This window comes from Indioceanicola profundi (genome assembly GCF_003568845.1).
Lineage (GTDB): Bacteria > Pseudomonadota > Alphaproteobacteria > Azospirillales > Azospirillaceae > Indioceanicola > Indioceanicola profundi.
The window spans coordinates 2,794,462-2,818,186 of record NZ_CP030126.1 but is presented as its reverse complement, the minus strand read 5'-3'; the positions used below and the strand labels follow the sequence as shown (position 1 = coordinate 2,818,186).

At 68.9% G+C, this 23,725-nt stretch carries 24 protein-coding genes and 1 other RNA gene; 15 read left to right on the top strand and 10 right to left on the bottom strand.

Annotated elements, in window-relative coordinates; genetic code table 11:
* Positions 1-3 precede the first annotated feature (3 nt).
* On the bottom strand, positions 4-1,173 hold the full coding sequence (locus DOL89_RS13440) for a TAXI family TRAP transporter solute-binding subunit (RefSeq protein ID WP_119679607.1): 1,170 nt from the start codon (positions 1,171-1,173) through the stop codon (positions 4-6).
* Between the two features lie 156 nt (positions 1,174-1,329).
* Positions 1,330-1,905: a HupE/UreJ family protein gene (locus DOL89_RS13435; protein ID WP_119679606.1), complete on the bottom strand. Its 576-nt coding sequence runs from the start codon at positions 1,903-1,905 to the stop codon at positions 1,330-1,332.
* Between the two features lie 209 nt (positions 1,906-2,114).
* Here DOL89_RS13435 and DOL89_RS13430 point away from each other — a divergent pair, with 209 nt between their 5' ends.
* A complete protein-coding gene (locus DOL89_RS13430) occupies positions 2,115-3,662 on the top strand; it encodes a malonate--CoA ligase (RefSeq protein WP_119679605.1) in 1,548 nt (515 codons plus the stop codon).
* 19 nt (positions 3,663-3,681) lie between these two features.
* Here the strand turns inward: DOL89_RS13430 and DOL89_RS13425 are convergent, their stop codons facing one another.
* Positions 3,682-4,230: a hypothetical protein gene (locus tag DOL89_RS13425; RefSeq protein ID WP_119679604.1), complete on the bottom strand. Its 549-nt coding sequence runs from the start codon at positions 4,228-4,230 to the stop codon at positions 3,682-3,684.
* A gap of 224 nt (positions 4,231-4,454) precedes the next feature.
* On the opposite strand from DOL89_RS13425, the gene DOL89_RS13420 reads away from it, so the two are divergent.
* Both DOL89_RS13420 and DOL89_RS13415 read left to right on the top strand, forming a co-directional pair.
* Positions 4,455-5,162, top strand: coding sequence for a glutathione S-transferase family protein (locus tag DOL89_RS13420; RefSeq protein WP_205574586.1), 708 nt, complete (start codon positions 4,455-4,457; stop codon positions 5,160-5,162).
* Between the two features lie 12 nt (positions 5,163-5,174).
* Positions 5,175-5,882 (top strand): hypothetical protein, encoded by a 708-nt coding sequence (locus tag DOL89_RS13415; protein ID WP_205574585.1) that lies wholly within the window; start codon positions 5,175-5,177, stop codon positions 5,880-5,882.
* A gap of 169 nt (positions 5,883-6,051) precedes the next feature.
* On the opposite strand, the gene hisN is transcribed toward DOL89_RS13415, so the two are convergent.
* Together hisN and DOL89_RS13405 are read right to left on the bottom strand one after the other, a co-directional pair.
* Positions 6,052-6,834 carry a histidinol-phosphatase gene (gene hisN, locus DOL89_RS13410; protein WP_119679602.1) on the bottom strand — a complete coding sequence of 261 codons (783 nt, stop codon included), beginning with the start codon at positions 6,832-6,834 and terminating at the stop codon, positions 6,052-6,054.
* A 97-nt stretch (positions 6,835-6,931) separates the two neighbouring features.
* The gene (locus tag DOL89_RS13405) at positions 6,932-7,471 is read right to left on the bottom strand and encodes a c-type cytochrome (protein WP_119679601.1); all 540 of its coding nucleotides are present in this window, start codon (positions 7,469-7,471) and stop codon (positions 6,932-6,934) included.
* A 239-nt stretch (positions 7,472-7,710) separates the two neighbouring features.
* Here DOL89_RS13405 and DOL89_RS13400 point away from each other — a divergent pair, with 239 nt between their 5' ends.
* Positions 7,711-8,457, top strand: coding sequence for a 3-deoxy-manno-octulosonate cytidylyltransferase (locus DOL89_RS13400; RefSeq protein WP_119679600.1), 747 nt, complete (start codon positions 7,711-7,713; stop codon positions 8,455-8,457).
* 149 nt (positions 8,458-8,606) lie between these two features.
* Here DOL89_RS13400 and nudC read toward each other — a convergent pair whose 3' ends face one another.
* On the bottom strand, positions 8,607-9,590 hold the full coding sequence (gene nudC / locus DOL89_RS13395; protein ID WP_318658539.1) for an NAD(+) diphosphatase: 984 nt from the start codon (positions 9,588-9,590) through the stop codon (positions 8,607-8,609).
* Positions 9,591-9,624: 34 nt separating this feature from the next.
* On the opposite strand from nudC, the gene DOL89_RS13390 reads away from it, so the two are divergent.
* The 6 genes from DOL89_RS13390 (at position 9,625) to recR (ending at position 13,642) form a co-directional block, all read left to right on the top strand.
* Positions 9,625-9,966: a nucleotidyltransferase domain-containing protein gene (locus tag DOL89_RS13390; protein WP_225889797.1), complete on the top strand. Its 342-nt coding sequence runs from the start codon at positions 9,625-9,627 to the stop codon at positions 9,964-9,966.
* Positions 9,963-10,343 carry a HEPN domain-containing protein gene (locus DOL89_RS13385; protein ID WP_162937511.1) on the top strand — a complete coding sequence of 127 codons (381 nt, stop codon included), beginning with the start codon at positions 9,963-9,965 and terminating at the stop codon, positions 10,341-10,343. Before DOL89_RS13390 ends, DOL89_RS13385 begins: the two co-directional genes overlap by 4 nt.
* A 93-nt stretch (positions 10,344-10,436) precedes the next feature.
* Positions 10,437-10,534: signal recognition particle sRNA small type (gene ffs / locus DOL89_RS13380), an RNA gene on the top strand.
* A 139-nt stretch (positions 10,535-10,673) separates the two neighbouring features.
* Positions 10,674-12,605, top strand: coding sequence for a DNA polymerase III subunit gamma/tau (locus DOL89_RS13375; protein ID WP_119679597.1), 1,932 nt, complete (start codon positions 10,674-10,676; stop codon positions 12,603-12,605).
* Between the two features lie 3 nt (positions 12,606-12,608).
* Complete coding sequence (locus tag DOL89_RS13370; RefSeq protein WP_119679596.1) at positions 12,609-12,932, top strand: YbaB/EbfC family nucleoid-associated protein; 324 nt, start codon at positions 12,609-12,611, stop codon at positions 12,930-12,932.
* Positions 12,933-13,048: 116 nt separating this feature from the next.
* Positions 13,049-13,642: a recombination mediator RecR gene (gene recR, locus DOL89_RS13365; RefSeq protein WP_119679595.1), complete on the top strand. Its 594-nt coding sequence runs from the start codon at positions 13,049-13,051 to the stop codon at positions 13,640-13,642.
* Position 13,643: 1 nt separating this feature from the next.
* Here the strand turns inward: recR and DOL89_RS13360 are convergent, their stop codons facing one another.
* The gene (locus DOL89_RS13360; RefSeq protein WP_162937510.1) at positions 13,644-14,213 is read right to left on the bottom strand and encodes a PAS domain-containing protein; all 570 of its coding nucleotides are present in this window, start codon (positions 14,211-14,213) and stop codon (positions 13,644-13,646) included.
* Between the two features lie 64 nt (positions 14,214-14,277).
* Positions 14,278-15,279, bottom strand: coding sequence for a glycosyltransferase family 4 protein (locus DOL89_RS13355; protein WP_119679593.1), 1,002 nt, complete (start codon positions 15,277-15,279; stop codon positions 14,278-14,280).
* A 143-nt stretch (positions 15,280-15,422) separates the two neighbouring features.
* On the opposite strand from DOL89_RS13355, the gene DOL89_RS13350 reads away from it, so the two are divergent.
* A complete protein-coding gene (locus DOL89_RS13350) occupies positions 15,423-16,622 on the top strand; it encodes an NAD-dependent epimerase/dehydratase family protein (RefSeq protein WP_119679592.1) in 1,200 nt (399 codons plus the stop codon).
* A gap of 6 nt (positions 16,623-16,628) precedes the next feature.
* Here DOL89_RS13350 and DOL89_RS13345 read toward each other — a convergent pair whose 3' ends face one another.
* Positions 16,629-18,410: a DUF4153 domain-containing protein gene (locus tag DOL89_RS13345; protein WP_162937509.1), complete on the bottom strand. Its 1,782-nt coding sequence runs from the start codon at positions 18,408-18,410 to the stop codon at positions 16,629-16,631.
* 185 nt (positions 18,411-18,595) lie between these two features.
* Here DOL89_RS13345 and rmuC point away from each other — a divergent pair, with 185 nt between their 5' ends.
* From rmuC to truA, 4 genes are all read left to right on the top strand, one after another.
* Positions 18,596-20,119: a DNA recombination protein RmuC gene (rmuC, locus tag DOL89_RS13340; RefSeq protein WP_225889796.1), complete on the top strand. Its 1,524-nt coding sequence runs from the start codon at positions 18,596-18,598 to the stop codon at positions 20,117-20,119.
* A gap of 112 nt (positions 20,120-20,231) precedes the next feature.
* Positions 20,232-20,744 (top strand): peptide deformylase, encoded by a 513-nt coding sequence (def, locus tag DOL89_RS13335; RefSeq protein WP_119679590.1) that lies wholly within the window; start codon positions 20,232-20,234, stop codon positions 20,742-20,744.
* A gap of 172 nt (positions 20,745-20,916) precedes the next feature.
* On the top strand, positions 20,917-21,843 hold the full coding sequence (gene fmt, locus DOL89_RS13330) for a methionyl-tRNA formyltransferase (RefSeq protein ID WP_119679589.1): 927 nt from the start codon (positions 20,917-20,919) through the stop codon (positions 21,841-21,843).
* A gap of 6 nt (positions 21,844-21,849) precedes the next feature.
* Complete coding sequence (truA, locus tag DOL89_RS13325) at positions 21,850-22,590, top strand: tRNA pseudouridine(38-40) synthase TruA (protein ID WP_119679588.1); 741 nt, start codon at positions 21,850-21,852, stop codon at positions 22,588-22,590.
* 3 nt (positions 22,591-22,593) lie between these two features.
* Here the strand turns inward: truA and DOL89_RS13320 are convergent, their stop codons facing one another.
* Positions 22,594-23,655, bottom strand: a complete 1,062-nt coding sequence (locus tag DOL89_RS13320) for a patatin-like phospholipase family protein (protein WP_162937508.1) — start codon at positions 23,653-23,655, stop codon at positions 22,594-22,596.
* Between the last annotated feature and the right edge of the window lie 70 nt (positions 23,656-23,725).

Here is a 23,725-nt window from a genome sequence, read left to right as displayed (position 1 = left end):
GGATCACTGCCCCGGCTTGCGCGCCGGGGCGGGCGCCGGTGATGAACCCGCCGCGGGCGGGGCGGGGCGGTTCAGCTCAACGGCCGGCACCACCTCCGCCGTTTCGGTGATCAGGCCGGCCTCGCGGTAGAAGCGCTCCGCCCCGGGATGCAGCGGCACGGCAAGGCCGGACAGCGCGCTTTCCAGATTGATGGAATCCGCGCGGGGGTGGGAGTTGGACAGGATCTTGGCTGTGGTGGGATTCCACAGGGCCTGGGTGATGCCGTAGACCAGATCGGCATCGATGTCGCCCCTGACGGCCCACTGCGCGCCCACGCCCAGGGTGCGGACGGCCGGCACGCCGCGATAGGCCCCTTCCTCGATCTGCGTCTCGGTGAACAGGGGCAGGCGCTTCTCCAGTTCGGCCGCATGCTCGTCGTCGAAGGGGATCAGGCGGATGGGCAGGCGCTGGGCCAGGTCGGCCACGGCGGGCAGGGGGTATCCGCCGATGATGAAAAAGGCGTCGATCTCCCCGTCCGCGAGCCGGTCGCCGGCGGTGCCGGGGCTGAGATAGACCGGCTTCACCCGCTTTTCCGACAGCTTGTAGGCGTTCAGCAGGGCCCGCGCGCTGACCAGCGTGCCGGACCCCTTCTCCCCCATCGCAACGGCCTTGCCCTTCAGGTCGGCCACGGTCCGGATGCCGCTCTCGGCGCGGACGACGAGGTGGATGGTCTCGGTATAGAGGTTTGCGATGGAGCGCAGCGTGTCGAAGGCCGGCGCATCGCTGAACGGCCCGCGGCCGAGATAGGCGGCATAGGCGATGTCGGCCTGCACCATCCCGGACTCCAGCCGGCGGTCCCGCATCGCCATCACATTCTCAACCGCGCCGGAGGTGGACTGGGCCACCACGATCAGCCCCGGCACGCCGCAGCTTCCGCCCCGGTCGCAGGGGCGCGATCCCGGCGGGTTGGAAATGGCATTGGCCAGCAGCCCGCCGATCAGGAAATAGGTGCCGCCGGTGGTTCCGGTGCCGATCTGGAAAAAGCGTATGTCCTGGGCCAGGGCATCGCCAGACCCGAACGGCCCGGCTCCCGCAAGTGCTGCCAGACCGGCGGCGACGCCTCCGCGCAGCAGGTTGCGGCGGTCGATCCGGGTTGCGCTGGTCCGCAGCTCGGTTCCCGCCCGATCGCTCATGGTCCCTGGCTCCCTCGACGGCGCATACATCCGGATGACAACCCGAATGCGGTTGAAACGGTACCGTGAACAAACTGGAACATCGAACTGTGGCGCAGTTGGACCGGAACTGTGGCTTAATTGCCGCAGCCGGTTGCGGGTGCGTGCTACGGCGGTTCAGATCACATTCAACAGCATCAGGGCGCCCACCAGCGCCAATGCGCCGCCCGTGGCGCGCGCCGCCATGCGCGACCCCAATTCGCGCAGCATGGCGGACAGCCCGACGCCGGCCGCCAGTGCCAGCAATGCGCCCGCCGCCAGACCCAGCCAGAACAGGGCGGAGGCGTTGGTGCCGGTGGCGCCCAGATGGATGCCCTGGGCGGCCCCGACGATCACGGCCACGACGATTCCGATGACCAGCGGCAAGGCCGTGCCCACCAGCACCAACCCGCCCAGCACCAACAGCGATCCTTCCAGCACCAGCATGGTGTAGGGAATGCGGACGCCGACCTGATACAGCAGGGCGAAGATGGCGGCTGCCGCCAGACCCGCGACCGGAATACGTCCGGCTTCCGTCCCGCCCTGCTCCGCCGCCCAGAGCCCCAGCGCCACCAGACCCAGCAGATGCAGCAGCACGAACAGCGGCACGGCGAAACCGCCCCCGAATGCGGTGCCCGAAAAACCGGCAGCCAACGCCGGTTCCGCGGCAAGGCAGGCGGGCAGAGCAAGGATCAGGGATCGGGCGGGCAGCATGGGAAGGCTCGTTCAGGCTGGGTGTATCCATTCGGACAGAACCCTACTCCGACAGGCTTAAGTCCCGGTCAACACGAAATCGACGGCCCGGAGGATGGCTGGCCCGTCGAGTGCAGGCCCGTGCAACATCCTCGGCAATCGACAGGTGCCGCGCGGGCGGCTATCGTCCGGTCGCAGAGAGATCAAGAACGATCCGGGAGGAAGTATCCATGGCCACCGCGCCCGCATCCGGCAATTTGTACCATCTGTTCGAGAGCCGCTTTCCGCAGGATCGGAACGCACGCTTCCTCGCCATCTGCGACGGGCCGCGGGCCGGCGACTCCTTCACCTATGGCGACGTGGATACGGTCTCCGCCCGCTTCGCCCATGCGCTGGTCTCGCTGGGCGTGCAGCCGGGCGACCGGGTCGCGGTGCAGGTGGAGAAAAGCCCCGAGAACCTGATGCTGTATCTGGCGGCGGTGCGCTGCGGGGCCGTGTTCCTGCCGCTGAACACCGCCTATCAGCGGGGCGAGATCAGCTATTTCCTGGAGGATGCGGAGCCGCGGGTCTTCGTCTGCCGGCCGGAGACGGAAGCGGAGATGAAGGGGCTGGCCGATGCGGCCGGCGTGCCGCATGTGCTGACCCTGGGCATCAATGGGGACGGCAGTCTGGCCGACATGGCCCGGGACCTGCCGCAGAGCTTCGACACCGTACCGCGGGATACCGACGATCTGGCCGCCATCCTCTACACCTCCGGCACCACCGGCCGGTCAAAGGGGGCGATGACCAGCCACGGCAATCTCTCCTCCAACGCCAGCACCCTGCACGAATACTGGCGCTTCCAGCCCGGCGACGTGCTGCTGCATGCTTTGCCGATCTTCCATGTGCACGGGCTGTTCGTGGCCACCAACACCACGCTGATGAACGGGACGGAGATGCTGTTCCTGTCCAAGTTCGATGCGGACAGGGTGGTGGAGCTGCTGCCCAAGGCGACGGTGATGATGGGCGTGCCCACCTTCTATACCCGCCTGCTGGCCCATCCGAAGTTCAACCGCGACCTCGTCTCCCACATGCGCCTGTTCGTCAGCGGCTCCGCCCCCTTGCTGGCCGACACGCACCGCGAATTCTCCGAGCGCACCGGCCATGCGATCCTGGAGCGCTACGGCATGACCGAGGCGGGCATGATCACCTCCAACCCCTATGACGGAGACCGCATCCCCGGCACGGTGGGCTTCCCGCTGCCGGATGTGGAACTGCGGGTGACGGATGAGCACGGCAAGGTGCTGGGCACGGACGAGATCGGGGTGATCGAGTTCCGCGGCCCCAACCTGTTCAAGGGCTACTGGAAGAAGCCGGAAAAGACGGCGGAGGAGATGCGGCCCGACGGCTTCTTCATCACCGGCGACGTCGGCAAGGTGGATGGGCGCGGCTATGTCCACATCGTGGGCCGGGCCAAGGACCTGATCATCTCCGGCGGATTCAACGTCTATCCCAAGGAGATCGAAACGGTGATCGACGGGCTGGACGGCGTGGTGGAGAGCGCCGTGATCGGCCTGCCGCACCCGGATTTCGGCGAGGCGGTGGCGGCCGTGGTGCAGAAGCGTCCGGGCCGGGACGATGTCACCGATCAGTCCATCATCGCCGCAGTAAAGGCCGAACTCGCCAACTTCAAGGTGCCGAAGCGCGTCTGGTTCGTGGATGAGCTGCCGCGCAACCAGATGGGCAAGGTCCAGAAGGCCCTGCTGCGGGAGCAGCACAAGGACACCTTCAAGGGCTGACGGGATCGGGGGCACGGGATCAGGGGGCGGGCGGAAACAGCTCCATCCGCATGATGTCCAGCGCCTGCTGGAACATGCGCGGGCGCTGGACCCGCCCCGCTTCCGTCAGCTCGTAGGTCAGCACGGCTGCGAACCGGCAGATTCCGCCCGCCGCATCGATGAAGGGCAGATACAGCCGCCGCGTGGTCATCAGTAGTTGCCCGTCGAGCCCCAGTTCGAAGATTCCCGCCAGCGGGCTGCGCAGCTCCTCCACCCTGTGGAAGATGTCGGCGGCGACGCGGGCAGTCGCGGGCGGATAGAATTCATCCAGGAACCGGCCGGCGGCATCGCCGCCGCCGAACATGCCGGCGACCGTGCCGATGAATTCCGCCCGCAGGCGGCCATCCGGGGTAAAGCCGCTACATACCGCCAGATGGGGCATCACGCTGCCCGGCACATTCGCAAGTTCCAGGCTTTCCGCAAGCGGCAGCGCTCCGGCGGGCGGCCGCAACCCATCCCACCACTGGAAGGCCGCGCTCAGCCGCGCCTCCGCCAGATCCATCAGCGGGCGGGCCGGCCCGATCATCATTTCTCCACACTCCCCAATGCCGCGGCTCCGATTGGAAACCTGCCTACTTGCGGACAGGTCGGCGCCGGCATCCCATAATCAAGGCAACCGAATCGCAGATCGGCCATGTTTGTATAAAATGCCGCCTATTGTCGCGGCACTGTCTCCGGGCTGCGACGACCCGGCCGCGCCGTGAAGTTTCCGCGCCCAACCCGGCAGCCTGCATGTTAGGGTTCCCGCCCGGCATGGCCCGCCATCTGGTCGATCGCGGCGGGAATGACGTGATGAGGACGATGATGAAGCTCTACGGCGCCGCCCTATCCCCCCATGTGGCCCGCGTGCTGCTGGTGATCCGGCACAAGGGGCTGGACGTTCCCCTGGCCGAGCCGGTGGGCGGCAGCCTGAAATCCCCGGAATTCCTGACCATCAACCCCTATGGCAAGATGCCGGTGCTGGAGCATGAGGGCCGCCATGTCATCGAGTCAGAGGTGATCTGCGAATATCTGGAAGAGGTCTTTCCGGAGCCGCGCATGCTGCCCCTGGGTGCTTGGGAGCGGGCGCAGGTCCGCATGATCGACCGGGCGGTGGATTTCTACATCATGCCGGTGCTGCTGGGCCTGCTGAACCAGATGAACCCGGCCACCCGCGACCAGGAGTTTGTGGACAAGAACCTCGCCGATCTGAAGCGCGGGCTGGACGGGCTGGACCGGCTGCTGGTGGGGCCCTGGGCGGCGGGGCAGAGCGTGACCCTGGCCGACTGCACTCTGGTGCCGGCCTGTTTCTATCTGGAGCGGTTCCTGCCCGCCTTCGGCCGGATCGACGCCTTCGCGGACCATCCCAAGGTGGCTTCCGTCTGGGCACGGGTGCGGACGGAGCCGCTGGTGGCGAAGCTGCTGGCCGACATGGCCGGCGCGCTGGACGATTTCATGCGCCGCCGCGCCGCCAACGCCTGAGGGCCGCCTCCGGTGCGGAATCTGACGATCGAGCGGCGCTTCCGCGGGCCGCCCGGCTCTGGCAATGGCGGCTATGTCTGCGGCATGCTGGCCGGGCTCCTGGACGGGCAGGGGGCCGAGGTTACCCTGCGCAAGCCGCCGCCGCTGGATACGGCCATGGCGGTGGAGCGGCGGGCGGACGGCAGCATCGCCCTGCTGCATGAGGGCGCGCTGGTCGCAGAGGCGAAGCCGGGCAATCCCGGCATCGAAGCGCCGCCGGCGCCCGACTTTGCCGATGCGGAAGCGGCGTCCCAGCGCTTCATCGGCTGGCAGTTCCATGCCTTTCCGGGCTGCTTCGTCTGTGGGCCTGAGCGGGAGGCTGGCGACGGTCTGCGCATCTTCCCCGGCCCGACCGGCATGCACATGGTGGCGGCCCCCTGGAGTCCAGATGAAGGTCTGGCCGGCCCGGACGGGACCGTACGGCCGGAATTCCTGTGGGCCGCCCTGGACTGCCCCGGCGCCTTCGCCGCCATGGGGGACAGGCCCGGCACCTTCCTTCTGGGCCGGTTCACCGTGGAACTGCGCGGCACAGTGCGGCCGGGGGAGCGCTGTACCCTCGCCGGCTGGCAGATCGCGGCGGACGGGCGCAAGCGCCATGTCGGCACGGCGCTCTACGATGCCGCAGGGGCGGTGGCCGGCATCGGGCGGGCGGTCTGGTTCGATATGGGCAGCGGGGTCTGAGCGGGGCTGCTGGCGAATGCGGGACGGCTCTTCGCCGGTCAGCACCTTGAGCCTGTCGAAAGGGGGGCTTGGAGGGCATCGTGCCCGCGGCTTGCGTTTGGGCGGATGTTGGAGCGAGCGGAAGCGCGTCGGTCACGCGCAGGCGTGGCCGACGCGCTTCCGCACCGGCCTACGCCCCGACCAGCTCCAGCGCCGCCGCATGTACCCGCGCGTCGCCGGCGGCGACCACATTGCCATCCGTGCCCAGCCGCAGAGGCCGGCCCTGCCAGTCGGTGATACAGCCGCCGGCGCCCTCGATCACCGGCACCAGCGCCGCCCAGTCATAGGGCTGCAGCCCGGCCTCCACCATCAGATCCACGAAGCCGGCCGCCAGCATGCCGTACATGAAGGCGTCGCCGCCCCAGACGGCATAACGGGTCCCGCCGGTCAGGCGGGCGATGACCTCCGGCCCCGCAGCCCCCGGCCCGATGGAGGCCGTGGCGGCAAAGGTGGCGGAGGCGAGGTCCGGGCAAGGGCGGGTGCGCACCACCTCGCCATTCAGCAGTGTGCGGCCGCCCCCACCCACCCAGCGGTCGCCCACGACAGGCTGGTCGATCACGCCCAGCACGGGCACGCCCCGGTGCAGCAGCCCGATCAGGGTGGTGAAGAGCGGGCGGCCGGTGATGAAGCTCTTGGTGCCGTCGATGGGGTCGATGACCCAGACATATTCGGCATCCAGCCCCTGGCTGCCATGCTCCTCCCCCAGGATGCCGTCACCCGGCCTTTCGGCGGCCAGCAGGGCGCGGATGGCGCTCTCCACCTCCCGGTCGGCGATGGTGACCGGGCTGGCGTCGGCCTTCACGTCCACCGCCACCGGCGTGCGGTAGTGGCGTCGGGCCACCATGCCGGCGGCATCGGCCAGTTGCCCGGCCAGGGTGACGAACTCGGGCGGAACGATGGTCTGGTCGGTCATGGCATGGGCCGTGCGGCAGGGGGCTGAAACGAAAAGGGGGACGGCCCTGCGACCGTCCCCCTCATCCTAGCGCATGCGCCTGTCCGGCGTCTGCCGCTTACGGCAGCGGCGGTGGGTTGGCGGACATGGTGCGCAGCCAGGCGATCAGGTTCGCACGGTCCTGCACGCTCTTCATGCCGGCATAGTTCATCTTGGTGCCGGGGATGGCCGCCTTCGGGTTGGCCAGGAAGGCGTTCAGCGCCTCGTAGTCCCACGGCTTGTCGTGCAGCGCCGCCATGGCGTCGGAGTAGGCGAAGCCCTCGGCATGGGCGTGCGGGCCGCCGACGACGCCCCACAGGTTCGGGCCGACCTTGTTGGCGCCGCCCTGCTCGAAGGTGTGGCAGGCGGCGCAGGCGCGGCTCAGCTTCTCGCCGGCGGCGGGATCGGCCGCGGCCAGCAGCGGGGCGACCGGCTCGGGCCCGGCGGGCTCCTCCTCAGCGCCGGCGGTGGCCGTGCCTTCCGGAATCTCGACCTGGTAGACGTTCTCCGCCAGCATGTGCGGATGGACGATCTGCCGGGAGATGAAGCCGGCCAGCATGGCGACCAGGATCGCCGCCAGGATAGCCATGAAAACCTTGTTGAACGTGCTGCCTGCCATAAGACTAACCCTTATATGCCGGGACCCCTCGTGCGTCCGGGTCCGCTGCCTGCCTGAAGCGGCGGCACAATAGCGCCATGACGGCGCACAGTCCATGCCATCCGCCAGCGCGAGCGCCGTCGGTTCGGTGGGCGAAGTTAGCGTAAGGTGCCGTCGCGCACATGCGGTTTCGGCCTTGACCCGGCGGACCAAATGTCGCACGGCTCCGCCATCCCGCAACCTGCGCCACCCGGTCCGCCATGTCCGCTCCCGGCAATCCCCTGATCGTCATCCCGGCTCGCCTCGGCTCCACCCGCCTGCCGGACAAGCCGCTGGCCGACATCGACGGCCAGCCCATGATCGTGCATGTCTGGCGGCGCGCCGTGGAGGCCGGGATCGGTCCCGTGGTGGTCGCCGCGGCGGAGCAGGCCATCGCCGATGCCGTGGTCGCGGCCGGTGGGCAGGCGGTGCTGACCGACCCGGACCATCCCTCCGGCTCCGACCGGATATGGGAGGCCGTGCGCCGCATCGATCCCGATGGCCGGCACGATTCGGTGGTGAACGTGCAGGGCGACCTGCCGACGGTGGAGCCGGAAACCATCCGCGCCGTCTTCGCCCCGCTCTCCCGCCCCGGCACCGACATCGCCACCCTGGCGGTGGAGATCGTGCGGGAGGAGGAGAAGGCCAATCCCAACGTGGTGAAGGCGATCCTGGAGCTGGCGCCGGGGGAGCGGGAGGGCCGTGCCCTCTACTTCACCCGGACCACTGCCCCCTGGGGCGACGGCCCGCTCTTCCACCATATCGGCCTCTACGCCTACCGCCGGGCGGCGCTGGAGCGCTTCGTCTCCCTGCCGCCGGCGGCGCTGGAGAAGCGCGAGAAGCTGGAGCAGCTCCGGGCGCTGGCCGACGGCATGACCATCCGCGCCGCGGTGGTGGACGCCGTGCCGCTGGGGGTGGACACGGCGGAGGATCTGGAGCGGGCGCGGGAGATGCTGAAGGGGCGGTGAGGGGGCGCTCAGCTTCCAAGCATCGTATCCCATCCCGTCATCCTGGCGAAAGCCGGGACCCAGGAGTCCCGAGGGCGGTGTGGGTGGCCCTGGACCCCGGCTTGCGCCGGGGTGACGGAAATTGGATCAGGCAGGATCTCGCTCCGCCCTCACCCCATTGCCAGCCAGTCGTCGATCAGCCGGCGGGAGATGCTGAGCGGCGGGGAGAGGCGGAAATCGTCGCTGGGCTTGTGGGCCTTGATCCAGTCCCGGTCGAACCAGCGGGCATCCTCCAGCTCGTCATGGTCGACCTGGATGTCCAGGCTCACCGCACGGGCCGTGAAGCCCAGCATCAGGGAGGAGGGGAAAGGCCAGGGCTGGCTGGAATGGTAGCGGACGTCGGTGACCTCGATCCCGGCCTCCTCCATCACCTCGCGCCGGACGGCATCCTCCAGGCTCTCCCCCGGCTCAACGAAGCCGGCCAGGGTGGAATAGAAGCCCTTGAGGAACTGCGCCTGCCGGCCCAGCAGGCAGCGGTCGCCGCCGTCATGCACCAGCATGATCACGGCCGGATCGCTGCGCGGGAAATGGCTGGTGGCGCAGTCGGGATTGGTGCAGCGGCGCACATGTCCGGCCTGCTCCACCGCCGTCGGGCTGCCGCAGACGCCGCAGAAGCGGTGCTTGGCATGCCAGCCCATCAGCCCGCGGGCATAGGCCAGGATGTGGCCGGCCTCCGCCGGGATGGTCATGGCCAGGGCGCGCAGCTCCACGAATCTGCCCAGGCCGGCGATGATCCGGTGCGCCTCCGGCTCCTCGATCCCGGACAGGTCGATGGCGAACCAGGCCGCCTCCGCCCCATCCGCTTCCCGGCCGAGGCCCAGGAAGACCGGGTCCAGGGTCAGATGCTCCCGCCACCAGCCCTCGCCGGAGTTCAGCCAGACCGGCTGCGGCGCCTCCGCATCGCCGCCGACCAGATAGCGGCCGCGCCAATAGGGGACGATGCGGGTCGCGGGATCGGCCAGCCGCGCCTGCAGCCACTCCGGATCCCGGCGGCGGGTGGCGGCCCTGTCCAGCGCCCCGCCCGCATAGAAATTGACGATGCTCATGGTGGGAAGAGTAGTGGCACGCGGCGTGGGGATTTTCCAGGGGGGCATACGCACGGCATGGCGACCGTGTTAGGATGCCGCCATGGATGGATCGATGCCCAACCGGATGAGCTGTCCCGACGATCCCCGGCTGCCGGGAATCGCCGCCGCTGTGCGCGCCCATTTCGGCGATCGGCTGACCAGACTGGTCCTCTACGGCTCCCGCGCCAGGGGCGACCACCGGCCCGACAGCGATTACGATATGGCGGTATTCCTGAAGGGGCAGGTGGATTGGTCGGCGGAATGGGACCAAGCCGTACCGCTGGTCTGGAAGCTCTACGAGACTTATGGCGTGAATGCCGAGATTCATGCCTTTCCGGAGGCGGAACTGGCGCAGCCGACCCTCTTCATGCGTTCCGTCCGGCAGGACGGGGTGGAGCTGTGACTCCGGAAACCGCAAGGTCTCTGGAACTGGCGCGCCACATCCTGGCGCGGAGTGAGCGGCTTGCGGCGGACGGCTACGCCGAGATCGTCGGGCACGACTGCTACCTGGCGGCTTTCCATGCGGCAAACGCCTATATCGCCGCAACGACAGGAAAAATCCCTGTCACGCATCACGGTACGAACAACCTCTTCCACCAGCTTTGTCGCGAGAAGGGCGAAATCGGCCTGGAGCATGCGGCTTTCCTGTCCCGCAGCTACAAGTACAAGGCCGCCGCCGATTATCTGGGCGAACATTATCCGGCTCCCGGGGAGGTGCCCGGCATCCTAGCCGGGGCGCATGCGTTGCTAGAAGCGGTCCGAACGGCGCTAAGGCCGTAATCGGCCGGGTCCGGAATGGTCCTGAACCCGGCACGGCCGGTGCCAATCCCTTTCCTCTTGCCTTCGCCGCCCCGCTCACCGATATAAGGGGCGGGAGGTTGGCAACGGGCGGGTCCCTCGCCAACCCGGTCAGGTCCGGAAGGAAGCAGCCGTAACGAGTTTCGGCTCGGGTCGTTCGTCCAGCCTCCCACCCTCTCCTTCGAAAATCCGCTCCGGCCCGGTCCGCCCGTCTTTGGTGGCGACAAAGGGTGCGCCCGGCTCTAGACTGCGCCCGCGCGATACCGCCCGGCGGGTTGCCGCCGTTCCGATGTTGCTGAGCATTGAGGTCCCGTGACCGACACCACGCTTGAGCCGGCCGAGCTTGCCCGGACCGAGGCCGCCCCCGCCGGAAAGGGCGGTGCGGCCTATCGGGTGCTGGCCCGCAAGTACCGGCCGCAGAATTTCGACGAGCTGGTGGGCCAGGACGCCCTGGTCCGCACCCTGCGCAACGCCATCCAGTCCGGGCGCATCCATCAGGCCTACATGCTGACGGGCGTGCGCGGCGTCGGCAAGACCACCACCGCCCGCATCATCGCCCGCGCCCTGAACTGCGTCGGGCCGGACGGAAAGGGCGGTCCCACCATCAGCCCCTGCGGTGTCTGTGAGCAGTGCGTGTCCATCGCCGCCGACCGGAATGTCGACGTGCTGGAGATGGACGCCGCCAGCAACACCGGCGTCGACAACATCCGCGAGATCATCGACGGGGTGCGCTACGCACCGGCCGGCGCGCGGTACAAGCTCTACATCATCGACGAGGTCCACATGCTCTCCAAGGGCGCGTTCAACGCGCTCCTGAAGACGCTGGAGGAGCCGCCGCCGCATGTGAAGTTCGTCTTCGCCACCACCGAAATCCGCAAGGTGCCGGTCACGGTGCTGTCGCGCTGCCAGCGCTTCGACCTGCGCCGGGTGGACCATGCCACGCTGGTCGGCCACTTCACCCGCGTGTCGGAGAAGGAAGGGGTCGCGGCGGAGCCGGAGGCCATCGCCCTGATCGCACGGGCCGCCGACGGATCGGTGCGCGACGGGCTGTCGCTGCTGGACCAGGCCATCGCGCTGGGCGGCGGGCAGGTCACGGCGCAGCAGGTGCGCGACATGCTGGGGCTGGCCGACCGATCCCGCGTCATCGACCTGTTCGCGTCCACGCTGACCGGCCGCACGGCGGAGGCGCTGGACATCCTGGACGACATGCACAAGCGGGGCGCCGACCCCATCGTGGTGGTGCAGGACCTGCTGGACTTCACCCATTTCCTGACCCGCGCCCGCGTGGTCCCCGGCACGGCGGACGACCCGTCCGTGCCGGAGGAGGAGCGCACCCGCGGGGTGGAGCTGGCGGGCAAGCTGGGCATGCCGGCTTTGTCGCGGGCCTGGCAGATTCTGCTCAAGGGCCTGAACGAGGTCAGTCAGGCGCCGGTGCCGCAGCAGGCGCTGGAGATGCTGGTCATCCGCCTCGCCTACGCCTCCGACCTGCCCAGCCCCGGCGACCTCATCAAGAAGATCCAGGAGGCCGGCGGGGCCGAGGCGGCGGCGCGCGCCCTGCTGGGGCCGAACGGGCCGGGCGGCGGAAACGGGGCCATGGCGCTGGCCGGTCCGGCCGGCGCACCCCAGGCCATGCATGGCGGCGCGCCCATGGCGCTGGTGTCCGGCGGCCGCGCCCAGGGCCTTGCCCGCCCGCTGGAGCAGCCGGCCGCCACGGTACAGCAACAGCCCGCAGTGGCGGTGGCGGCCGGTCTGGCCGACCCGCAGAGCTTCCCGGAGGTGGTGAAGCTGTTCATGGACCGGCGGGAGGGGGCGCTGGGCGGCATGCTGCACAGCGCCACCCATCTGGTGAGGTTCGAAGCCGGGCTGATCGAACTGCGCCCGGCCTCCTTCGCCCCGGCCAATCTGGCGGGCCGGGTGGGCCAGTGCCTGACCGAATGGACCGGGCGGCGCTGGGTGGTCTCCGTCTCCTCCGCCCCCGGCGCGCCCACCCTGGCGGAGCAGGAGAAGGCCGCCCTCGCCCGCGTCAAGGAGGAGGCGGCGAAACATCCCGTGGTCCAGGCCGTGCTGAGCGCCTTTCCGGGTGCGAAGATCGAGCAGGTCCGCGACCTCGCGGCCGAGCAGGCGGCGGAACAGGCGGCTGCCGCCGCGGCGTCGCTGCCCGATTCCGATGATGACAGCATCCCCGACAATCCCTATTTCGATGCACCACCCGCCGATGACGGCGATTGGGAAGGAGATTTCTGAGCCATGAAAAATCTTGGCAACATGATGAAGCAGGCCCAGCAGATGCAGGCCAAGATGCAGGAGATGCAGTCCAAGCTGGGCGAGGTCGAGATGACCGGCCAGTCCGGCGCCGGCATGGTCAGCGTCACGCTGAACGGCAAGGGCGAGCTGCGGAAGCTGAAGCTGGACAAGTCCGTGGTCGATCCGGAGGACGTGGAGGTCCTGGAGGACCTGATCGTCGCCGCCTTCAACGACGCCAAGCAGAAGGTGGAGAACCACATGGCCGAGGAGACCCAGAAGCTCATGGGCGGCCTGAAGCTTCCGCCGGGCATGAAGTTCCCGTTCTGACCGGGAAAATGGACAGGGAAAAGCGGGCGCTCTTCGCTTCGCCGATGAACAGGCCTGCCCAAATCACCATATGATGCGGGCAAAATGACGAGCGTCCTCTTTTCTTCCAGCTGCCCATGATCGGACCTGAAATCGACCGCCTGATCCAGCTCCTGGCCAAGTTGCCGGGGCTGGGGCCGCGCTCCGCCCGGCGGGCGGCGCTGCACCTTATCAAGAAGCGCGAAGGGTTGATGGACCCGCTGGCCGAAGCGCTGGCGGCGGCCTCGGCCACCATCCGCACCTGCTCGGTCTGCGGGAACCTGGACAGCCACGATCCCTGTCATGTCTGCACGGATGCGTCGCGCGACCGCACCATGCTCTGCGTGGTGGAGGAGGTCGGCGATCTCTGGGCCATGGAGCGGTCGGGTGCCTATCGCGGGCTCTACCATGTGCTGGGCGGCACCCTCTCGGCGTTGGAGGGCATCGGCCCGCAGGACCTCGCCATCCCCGGCCTGATGGAACGGGCGGCCAAGCCGCAGGTGAAGGAGGTCATCCTGGCCCTGAACGCCACGGTGGGCGGACAGACCACGGCCCATTACCTGGCCGACCGCCTCTCCACCTGCGCCGTCGCCATCTCCCGCCTCGCCCATGGCGTTCCGGTGGGCGGCGAGCTGGACTATCTGGACGACGGCACCCTGACCGCGGCCTTCCGGGCGCGGCGCAGCCTCTGACTCAGTCCGGCGACGCCGCAGCCAGCGCGGCGATATCCTCGGGCGTGGCCGCCGTGACGAGGACCTTTCCGCCGGGCGGGGGACAGGGCCTGCCTCCCTGCTCCTCCCCATGGCGGGGAAAGACGATCCCGCCCAGGAGCTGCACATCCCCGTCCTGCGCGCGGACCGGCGTCAGCAAGCGCCGGTAGGGCCGCCATTCCACTCCTTCGGCCACCAGATGCCCCGTCATCAGCAGGGGCAGGCCCCCGTCGACGCACCGGCTGAATATTCTCACCCGGTTTTCCAGCCAGTCCGGCGGGATCAGCTCATCCAGATAGCGGCCGGTGCCCTCCTGCCGGAAGGCGGCGCGCAGATTGCCGCCGGCAACGCGGCAGAAGAACCGGACCCGGCCGTCCGCTTCCCTGCGCCGTTCATAGATGAACATGCAGGGCAGCAGGTACGGTCCCAGGATTTCAGGGGCAAACGCCGATCTTGGCGGGATGCCGCCATGGGCCAGGCTTTCCCGGCACCAGAGATTCAGCAGCCGTTTCAGCGGGCCATTGCCCACTGCATCGGCGATCGAGGAACTCATTTCCATTCACCGCCGCGGGAAGAGAGGGGCAATCTATAAGCTGCATCTGATATTCGCAACTCCATCAATGGATGGGCGCTAAATTGTCCAAAAACTCTTTGGTGCATTTCCGCCAGGAGAAGGTCAGCGCATAGCTGCGGCAGGTCGCCCGGTCGATTTCCAGGCATTTCAGCGCGGCGGCGCGCAGATCCTCGCACAGGACGCCAACCGGATTGTTCCCGATCACGTCCAGCGGCCCCGGCACCGGAAAGGCAGCCACCGGCGTGCCGCAGGCCAGACTCTCCAGGCTGACCAGCCCCAGCGTTTCGAAGCGGGAGGGGAAGACGAACACGTCCGCGGCCTCGAAGTACCGGGCAAGGTCCGGGCCGGTGCGGTAGCCCAGGAAATGCACGTCCGGATATCTGGCGCGGTAGGTGGAAAGCTGCGGCCCGTCGCCCACCACGACCTTGCTGCCGGGCAGGTCCAGTTTCAGGAAGGCTTCCAGGTTCTTCTCCGCCGAGACGCGGCCCACATTGATGAAGATGGGGCGCGGCAGGTTCAGGAAGTCGCGGTCGCCCAGGGGCTGGAACAGTTCCGTATCCACCGCCCGGTTCCAGCGCTTGATATTGCGGAAGCCGCGGGCCGCCAACTCCCGCGCCAGCGTGTCGGTCTGGACCATGAAGCCGCTGCCGGCATTGTGGAACCAGCGCTGGAAGGCATAGGGCACGGCGGCGCTGATATGCAGGTTCTGGGCGAAATAGTCGCCGAACCGCGTGTGGAAGCTGGTGGTGAAGGGCCAGCCGCGCTTCAGGCATTGCCGGCGCGCGGCCAGTCCGATGGGGCCTTCGACGGGGATATGGACGGCATGGGGACGGAACCCGTCCATGATCCGGCCGATCTCCCGCCCGGGAAACAGGGCCAGCCGCACCTCCGGATAGCTGGGGGCGGGAACGGTGCGGAATCGGTCGGGACCGATGGGCAGGACCTCGTGCCCCATGTCCCGCAGATGGGCAATGGTCGTGGACAGGGCGCGCACCACCCCGTTGATCTGGGGCGTCCACGCATCGGTCGGGATCAGAATTCGCATGAGGTGGGCTACTTACTGGCTAGACCAAAAGTCGTTTTCTTTTTTGTGACAGGCAGTTGGTTATATTGCAGCCCATCCCCGGTTCCTATTCATTGCCGATATCGTTGCAAGGGTATGTCCGGCTTTCAACACGGGGAGTGCTCATGAGGGTCCTGGTTCTAGGCGGCGATGGTTTCTGCGGCTGGCCGACGGCGCTTCATTTTTCCGCCCGTGGGCACGAGGTGGTGATCGTCGACAATCTGGTCCGCCGCGCGACCGATGGCGAGCTTGGCGTTCAGAGCCTCACCCCCATCCGGTCCCTGGACGAACGGCTGGACGCCTGGCGGGAGCTGACCGGGCGGGAGATCGAGTTCAGGAACCTCAATGTCGCCCGCGACTATGAAGCGCTGGAAGAGCTGCTGCGGACGGAGCGGCCGGACGCCGTCGTGCATTTCGCCGAGCAGCGCGCCGCACCCTATTCGATGAAGAGCCGGCACCACAAGCGCTACACCGTCGACAACAATGTCAACGCCACCAACAACCTGCTCTGCGCCATGGTGGAGGCCGCCCCCGACGCCCATCTGCTGCATCTTGGCACCATGGGCGTCTATGGCTACGGCAAGGCCCGCGGCCTGCGCGTGCCGGAGGGCTATGTGGAGGCCACGCTGCGCTCCGGCGGGGCGGAGGCGGATATCGAGATGCTGTACCCGCCCGATCCGGGCAGCATCTATCATATGACCAAGTGCCTGGATCAGCAGCTCTTCCAGTTCTACGCCAAGAATGACGGGCTGAAGATCACCGATTTGCACCAGGGCATCGTCTGGGGCACCAGCACCCCCGAAACCGACATGGATGAGCGGCTGATCAACCGCTTCGACTATGACGGCGATTACGGCACGGTGCTGAACCGCTTCCTGATGCAGGCGGCCATCGGCCATCCGCTGACCGTTCACGGCACCGGCGGCCAGACCCGGGCCTTCATCCATATCCGCGACACGGTGCGCTGCATCGAGTTGGCAGCCCTGTCCCCGCCGAAGCGCGGCGACCGGGTGCGGATCATGAACCAGATGACCGAATGTCACCGGGTGCGTGACCTTGCCGCCCTGGTCTCCACCCGCACCGGCGTGCCGGTGGAGCATCTGGACAACCCGCGCAAGGAAGCGCCGGAGAACGACCTGGATGTGGAGAATGCCGGGCTGATCGGCCTCGGCCTCAATCCCACCTTCCTGTCGGAGGGGCTGATGCACGAGGTGATCGCGGTAGCCCAGCGATACGCCGACCGTTGCGACCGGAACCGGATCGTCTGCACCAGCCGCTGGGTGCAGGACGTCGCCGGCGCTGCCGCCCAGCAGGCGGCGGAGTAGGCGCACCTAACGTCCGGACGGCGCGAACAGCACCAGCAGTTCGATGGTGCGGAGCTGCGGCGTGTCACCATCCTCTCCCGCCAACGCCTCGGCGGAGAGCGGGTAGAAGGTGATCGTCCCGGCCGGGCCGGAGCGGGTGATGGGATGGCTGGACGCCGCTTCCCCTCGTTCATCCGGCACCGTTGGCCGGCCCGTCAGCTCGCCGACACCGATGCGCTCCGCCTCCGCCCCGCCGAGATCGACGAGCAGACTGTTCCCATCCGCGGCGAGACGGATATCCACCGGATACGCGGCGGAGAGGATGGCGGCGTTTCCAGCCTGCGTGTCCAGCCATATGGTACGGGCAAACCGTGTCCCTTCGGGAACTTCCAGACCCGGCTGGAACGGCGGGATATAGCCGTACTGGACCAGGTCCCGCCCCATCGGAGCGGGCTGCAGGTCCGCCCCGGTCGCCTGGGCAAGGTCGGCCACCGTGCCGGCCCCCGGCCAGGGCAGCTCATACTCCCCGCCGGCTGCCTGCCGGATCGCCTCCAGGGGGGAGGCCACCTTCCCGATATCGGCAAGACCGGAACCCTGCGCGGGAATGGTCAGCACCCCGTCCCGCAGCAGTCCCGCATCGGCCAGCGCCGTTTCCAGCCGGCCCAACTGGCTGCGCACGGTGACGGCGCTCAGCGACAACGGCCCGATGGACGTGATGGCGCTGCCCGCGGCCAGGATGACGACCAGCGCCCGCATGCCCAGCCCGGTCCAGCGCCGCGTCGCCCACCACAGGATGGACAGGGCGAACCAGACCACCACCAGCCCCAGCACCGTCCGCTCCGGCGTCCAGCCATAGGCCGCCACCCGCAGATACAGCGCATAGGCCAGCACGCCGGCGGGCACCGCCAGCGTCGGGAAGAACAGGCGGCGGTAAAGCGCCACATGCGGCCAGCGCCCGGTCTCGCCATTGCCGGTCGCCATCATCCAGGTCACGATGCCGGCCGTGCCGAACAGGCTGACCAGCCAGCCGGTCTCATTGGCGGGCACCGAGCCTGCCAGCAGGAAACGCCCGAACTGGGCATAGACCAGCAGCAGATAGGCGGTGCAGAGCGGCACGGCGATGCCGGCGCTGAGGAAGGTCAGCACCCGCAGCTCGGTGGCGCCCAGCGGGGCGGGATCGTCGGCCTGCGGCAAGGCCGCCAGGGCCAGGGCCGGCCCGAAGCCGAGCACGCAGAGGATGGCCGTGTTCTCGAAGGCCCATTCGTCGATGTCCAGCCCCAGGAGCTGCTTCACCCCGACCAGCAGCAGCATCGTTCCGCCCAGCAGCAGCAATGCCGCGGCCATGGCGATCCCGGCATGCACCACGATGGCCGCGTTGGCGGTCCAGAAGCGGCCGTCGAACCCGGCCCGACCCGGCCCCGCCGCGGTAACGATCAGCAGGGCAAGGGCGGCCGCCAGCAGCAGCATCTCGTGCCCTTCCGTCCCGCCGACGATGGCGGCGGCATAGGTCCCCACTGCCCCGCCCAGCATCACCGCCCAGGTTCGGACGGAGGACCAGCCCCCACGCTCCGCCATCAACCGCCCGGCCGTGCCCCAGGCGAACAGGGCGAAGGCGGCGATCAGGATGTGGCGTTCGGCGGCCCGGATCGCCTCACTGTAGATTTCCCCCAGATGCGCATCCGCCAGTGCGAAGCCGGTCCAGAGCAGCACGCCAACCAGGGCCACCGGGAACCTCCGCACCAGATCGGCTGCGGCCTGCAGAAATCGGTCGGTCCTGTACGGCTCCCCGGCCGGCGCGATGACGGACATCGTCCCCTCCCATGATCGGATCGGACGATCTTCAGCGCGTGTTTTGCGCGCAGCAAGGACAAGGAATGGCAATTCCATGGTGCGCATGGACCAATTCCGCCTTGGATTGCGCGCGTTCTCCCGGCGTTCACAATCCGTCCACTTTCCGTTAGCATGGGGACCTCGCGATTCGGGGTGCCCCTTTCATGATGCCTTTTGCGGTCGAGCCGCAGTCCCTGGCCCTCGGCGCCGGCATTGCGGCGGTGCTGGTCTTCATCCTGGTCCGGCTCTGGGCTGGCAGCCGGATTGCCGAGCAGGATGCCGCCCGCGCCGCGGCGGAGGCGGAGGCCGACTTCGCCCTCCGCCAGATCGAGGAGCTGAAGGCGGAGGCGGTGGAGCGCGACCGGCTGCTGGCCGATATGCAGGAGGCCCATGCCGATGACCGCGCCGCCCGCGCGGCGGCCGAGACCACGGCCGTGCGGGTGCCCGGGCTGGAGGCGGAGAACCGGGAGCTGCGCGCCGAACTCACCAGCGCCCGCCAGTCCCTGGCCCAGGCGCATGAGCAGTTGCGGCAGGAGCGGGCGGCGGCAGCGGAGAAGATCGCTCTGATCGACCAGGCCCAGACCCGCCTTGGCGACGCCTTCAAGGCGCTGTCGGCGGATGCGCTCGCCAGCAACAACCAGAACTTCCTGGCGCTGGCCCAGGCGCAGTTGGAAAAGGTCAACGAGACCGCCAAGGGCGAGCTGGAGAAGCGCCATCAGGCCATCGGCGAGCTGGTCGCCCCGGTGAAGGAGCGGCTGGAGAAGTTCGACGGCGCCATCCAGGCGCTGGAGCAGGCGCGCATCGGCGCCTATACCGAGCTGAAGACGCAGGTGGCCAGCCTGATGGACAGCCAGGGCCAGTTGCGGGCGGAAACGACCAATCTGGTCCGGGCACTTCGCAGCCCCAACACGCGCGGTCGCTGGGGCGAGATCCAGCTCCGCCGGGTGGTGGAGATGGCGGGCATGCTGGAACATTGCGACTTCGCCCAGCAGGTCAGCGTGGACGCCGGGGAGCAGGGCCGGCTGCGCCCCGACCTGCTGGTGAACCTGCCCGGCGGCAAGAGCATCGTGGTGGATGCCAAGGCCCCGCTGGAGGCGTTCCTGGACGCCGCCAACGCCACGGAGGACGGCGCCCGCACTGCCCACATGGCCCGCCACGCCCGCCACATCCGCGACCATATGAAGGGGCTGGGGGAGAAGCGCTACTGGGCGCAGTTCGAACCGGCGCCGGAATTCGTGGTCATGTTCCTGCCGGGGGAGAACTTCTTCTCCGCGGCCCTGGAGCAGGACCCGGCCCTGATCGAGGCCGGCATCGACCAGTCGGTGATCCCCGCCACCCCCACCACCCTGATCGCCCTGCTGCGCGCCGTCTCCTACGGCTGGCGGCAGGAGCAGTTGGCCCGAAACGCCCGCGAAATCTCCGAGCTCGGCCGCGACCTCTATGAGCGGCTGGGCGTGCTGGCCGGGCACATGAACCGGATGGGCAAGGGGCTGGGGCAGGCTGTGGATTGCTACAACAAGGCGGTGGGAACGCTGGAAACCCGCGTGCTGGTCACCGCCCGCAAGTTCAAGGAGCTGAAGGCCGCTCCGGAGACCGCCGAGCTGCCCGAACTGGACCAGCTCGACCACGCCCCGCGCGAACCGCAGGCGGCGGAGCTGCGCATGATCGGCACGCGGGCGGGGGAGTAGGCCGGGGCACAGGGAAATCGCATTCCAGCCTCACCGCTCCATTGCTTGACGGCGTAGCCCGTTGGTCCTATCTGCCCTGTCGAAATCCGCACCTAGCTGGAATCCCGCGTCCATGGCCCTGCTCGACATCCTCATCGTTCCCGATACGCGCCTGAAGAAGGTCTGCGCGCCCATCGCCAATGTCGACGGACGGGTGGCGAAGCTCGCGGATGACATGCTGGAGACCATGTACAAGGCGCCCGGCATCGGCTTGGCCGCCCCGCAGGTCGGGCTGCTGGAGCGGCTGATCGTCATCGACGTGGCCGACCACAAGACCGAGAAGCCGAACCCCGTCGCCATGATCAACCCGGAGGTGGTGTGGAGGTCGGAGGAGCAGTCCACCTACAATGAGGGCTGCCTTTCCATCCCCGAGGTGTATGCCGACGTGACCCGCCCCGCCCAGGTCAAGGTCCGCTATGTGGACCGCGGCGGCGAGGTGCGGGAGATGGAGGCCGACGGGCTGCTGGCGACCTGCGTGCAGCACGAGATCGACCACCTCAACGGCATCCTCTTCATCGACCACCTGTCCCAGCTCAAGCGCAGCATGATCATGCGCAAGATGACCAAGCTGAAGCGGCAGGCGTAAGCCGCCCATCCCATACCCGCCACCCGGAGCCGACCGCTATCCACCCGTCACCCCGGCGAAAGCCGGGGCCCAGAGCCCAAAGGGCGGTACATGCGGCCCCTGGGTCCCGGCTTTCGCCGGGATGACGGGCGGAGAGGGCAGGCAACCGTTCCAGAAGACCGGAGCCCCCTCCATGCCCCTTCGCCTCGCCTTCATGGGCACGCCGGATTTCTCCGTGTCCATCCTGAACGCCCTGGTGGATGCGGGGCATCGGGTTGTGTGCGTCTACAGCCAGCCGCCCCGGCCCGCCGGCCGCGGGCACAAGCTGCAGCCAAGCCCCGTCCACCGCAGGGCGGAGGAGCTGGGCATCGAGGTGCGCACCCCGAAATCGTTGCGGAAGGCGGAGGAGCAGGCGGCTTTCGCGGCGCTGGGGCTGGATGCCGCGGTGGTGGCGGCCTATGGGCTGATCCTGCCGCAGCCGGTGCTGGATGCGCCCCGGCTGGGCTGCATCAATGTGCATGCCTCCCTGCTGCCGCGCTGGCGCGGTGCCGCCCCGATCCAGCGCGCCATCCTGGCCGGCGATGCCGAGACCGGCACCACCATCATGCAGATGGATGCCGGGCTGGACACCGGCGACATGCTGCTGAAGGGCGCCGTCCCCATCGGCCCCCGCATGACGGCCCGCGAGCTGCACGACGCCCTGGCGGCGCAGGGGGCGGAGCTGATCGTGCCGGCGCTGGACGGGCTGGCTGCGGGCACGCTGAAGGGTGCCAGCCAGCCGGAGGAGGGCGTCACCTATGCCGCCAAGCTGGCGAAGGAGGAGGGCCGGCTGGATTTCAGCCGCACGGCCGCGGAACTGGACCGGCAGGTGCGCGGCCTCACCCCCTGGCCCGGCTGCTGGTTCGACGCCGCGAACGGGGAGAAGATCAAGGTGCTGGCGGCGGAGCCGGCGGCGGGAAGGGGGGAGCCCGGCGCGCTGCTGGCCGGTGACCTGACGGTGGCCTGCGCCGAGGGTGCGGTGCGGCTGCTGACCGTGCAGCGGCCGGGCAAGGGGCCGGTGGCAGGGGCGGACTTCCTCCGCGGCTTCCCCCATGCGGTGGGGGAGCGGATCGCGGTGTGAAGCACTATGACCCAGCGCTGGAAACTCACCCTGGAATATGACGGCCGGCCTTTCGTGGGCTGGCAGCGGCAGGAGAACGGGCCGTCGGTGCAGGCGGCGCTGGAGCGCGCCCTGGCCGCCTTCGGTCGGGAAACGCCGACGGTGCACGCGGCCGGGCGCACCGATTCCGGCGTCCACGCGCTGGGCATGGTGGCCAGCTTCGACCTGGACCGGCCGATCACCGGGCCGAAGCTGCGGGAGGCGCTGAACTTCCATCTCCGCCCCGATCCCGTCGCCGTGCTGCTGGCGGAACCGGTGGAGCCGGAATTCCATGCCCGCTTCTCCTGCCTGGGCCGGGCCTATCTCTACCGCATCCTGAACCGCCGCGCCCCGCCGGCGCTGGATGCCGGCCGGGTCTGGCATGTGATGCCGCCGCTGGACGCCGAGGCCATGCATGCGGCGGCCCAGAGGCTGGTGGGGCGGCACGATTTCACCAGCTTCCGCGCCAGCCAGTGCCAGGCCAGGTCGGCGGACAAGTCGCTGGACGTGCTCGCCGTCGCGCGGGTGGGGGAGGAGGTGCATGTCACCGCCCGCGCCCGCTCCTTCCTGCACCATCAGGTGCGGAACATGGTGGGCACGCTGAAGCTGGTGGGGGAAGGGCGCTGGACGGCGGACGACGTCACCCGCGCGCTGGAGGCCCGCGACCGCTCCGCCTCCGGCCCCACGGCCCCGCCGGACGGGCTCTATTTCACCGAAGCCTGGTACTGACGCTCAGCACAGCGGCTCGACCAGGTCGGCCAGCCGGTCCTTTTCCCGCGCCTCGTGCCAGATGTCGGCCAGCCGCTGGGTCTCCGCCACGGCCCGCTTCCAGGCGAGCAGGCGCTGGGCGGTGGGCATCCGCTTGAAGTCGGCGCGGTCGGGGATCTTGCCGCCGGGCAGGCCGGCGATGAACTCGGCGCTCGGGCAGACCAGCACGGTACGGGACAGGTTGCGCGGATCGGCCTTGCGCCACTTCAGGAACTTGTCGAACCAGCCGGGAATGACCCGGTCCGAGAAGTGCGGGTACAGCACCAGCCCGTCCCCCTGGAACGGGATGTCCAGGTGGTAGTCCATGATGCCGCCATCCAGATACAGGCCGGGACGGGCGCCGTGCAGCTCCAGCACCGGTTCGAACACGAAGGGCACCGCGGCGGTGGCGAGTAGTGCCGCCTCCATGTTCTGCGCCGTCAGCTTCACCGATATGGTGCGGAAGCCCTTCGCCAGATCGAAGGGCGGCGGGCTGCGGTCGTCATAGACCAGGGTGCGCTCGAAGAAGAGCGGCAGGCTGCGCCGGCTGGCGGCGTTGGCGATGGCGGCCGCGGCAAGGCCGGTGCCCATGGCCAGCGGATGCGCGCGGCCCGCCGGCCCCCGGCCCCGCACTGCCAGGATGGCTTGGCGCATGGACGGGTGGGTCAGGATCTGCTCCCGCGCATCGCCCTCCAGGATCACCTCCAGGAACTCCCGGCAATGCCGGGTCAGGATCGCGGGCGTGACCGGGGCCTCCACCGTATAGGCCAGATAATTCTCCTCGAAGCGCTGGCAGGCCGCCGCCGGGTCCCGCTGCGCCACGCAGGCGAAGCGCCAGCAGCCGATGGAGCTGCCCACCATCGACAGCGGTCGGGTGCGGGTGCGGAACCAATGGCCGAAGACGGCCCGGTCCAGCCGCGTCAGCGCCAGCCATTTCGGCCCGCCGCTGGCCCCCGCCACCACGTCGAACAGATCCTCATGCAGCCCGTCCTTCGCGATCCGGGCCCTGGCTTCGGGGCCGGCGAGAATACGAAGCGGGCTTGGCATGGGCGGGTCCGGGGATGTGTGCGCTGCAGCGGGCCGCGAGAGTAGCCCAGCCGGCCGCCGGGGCCAATCC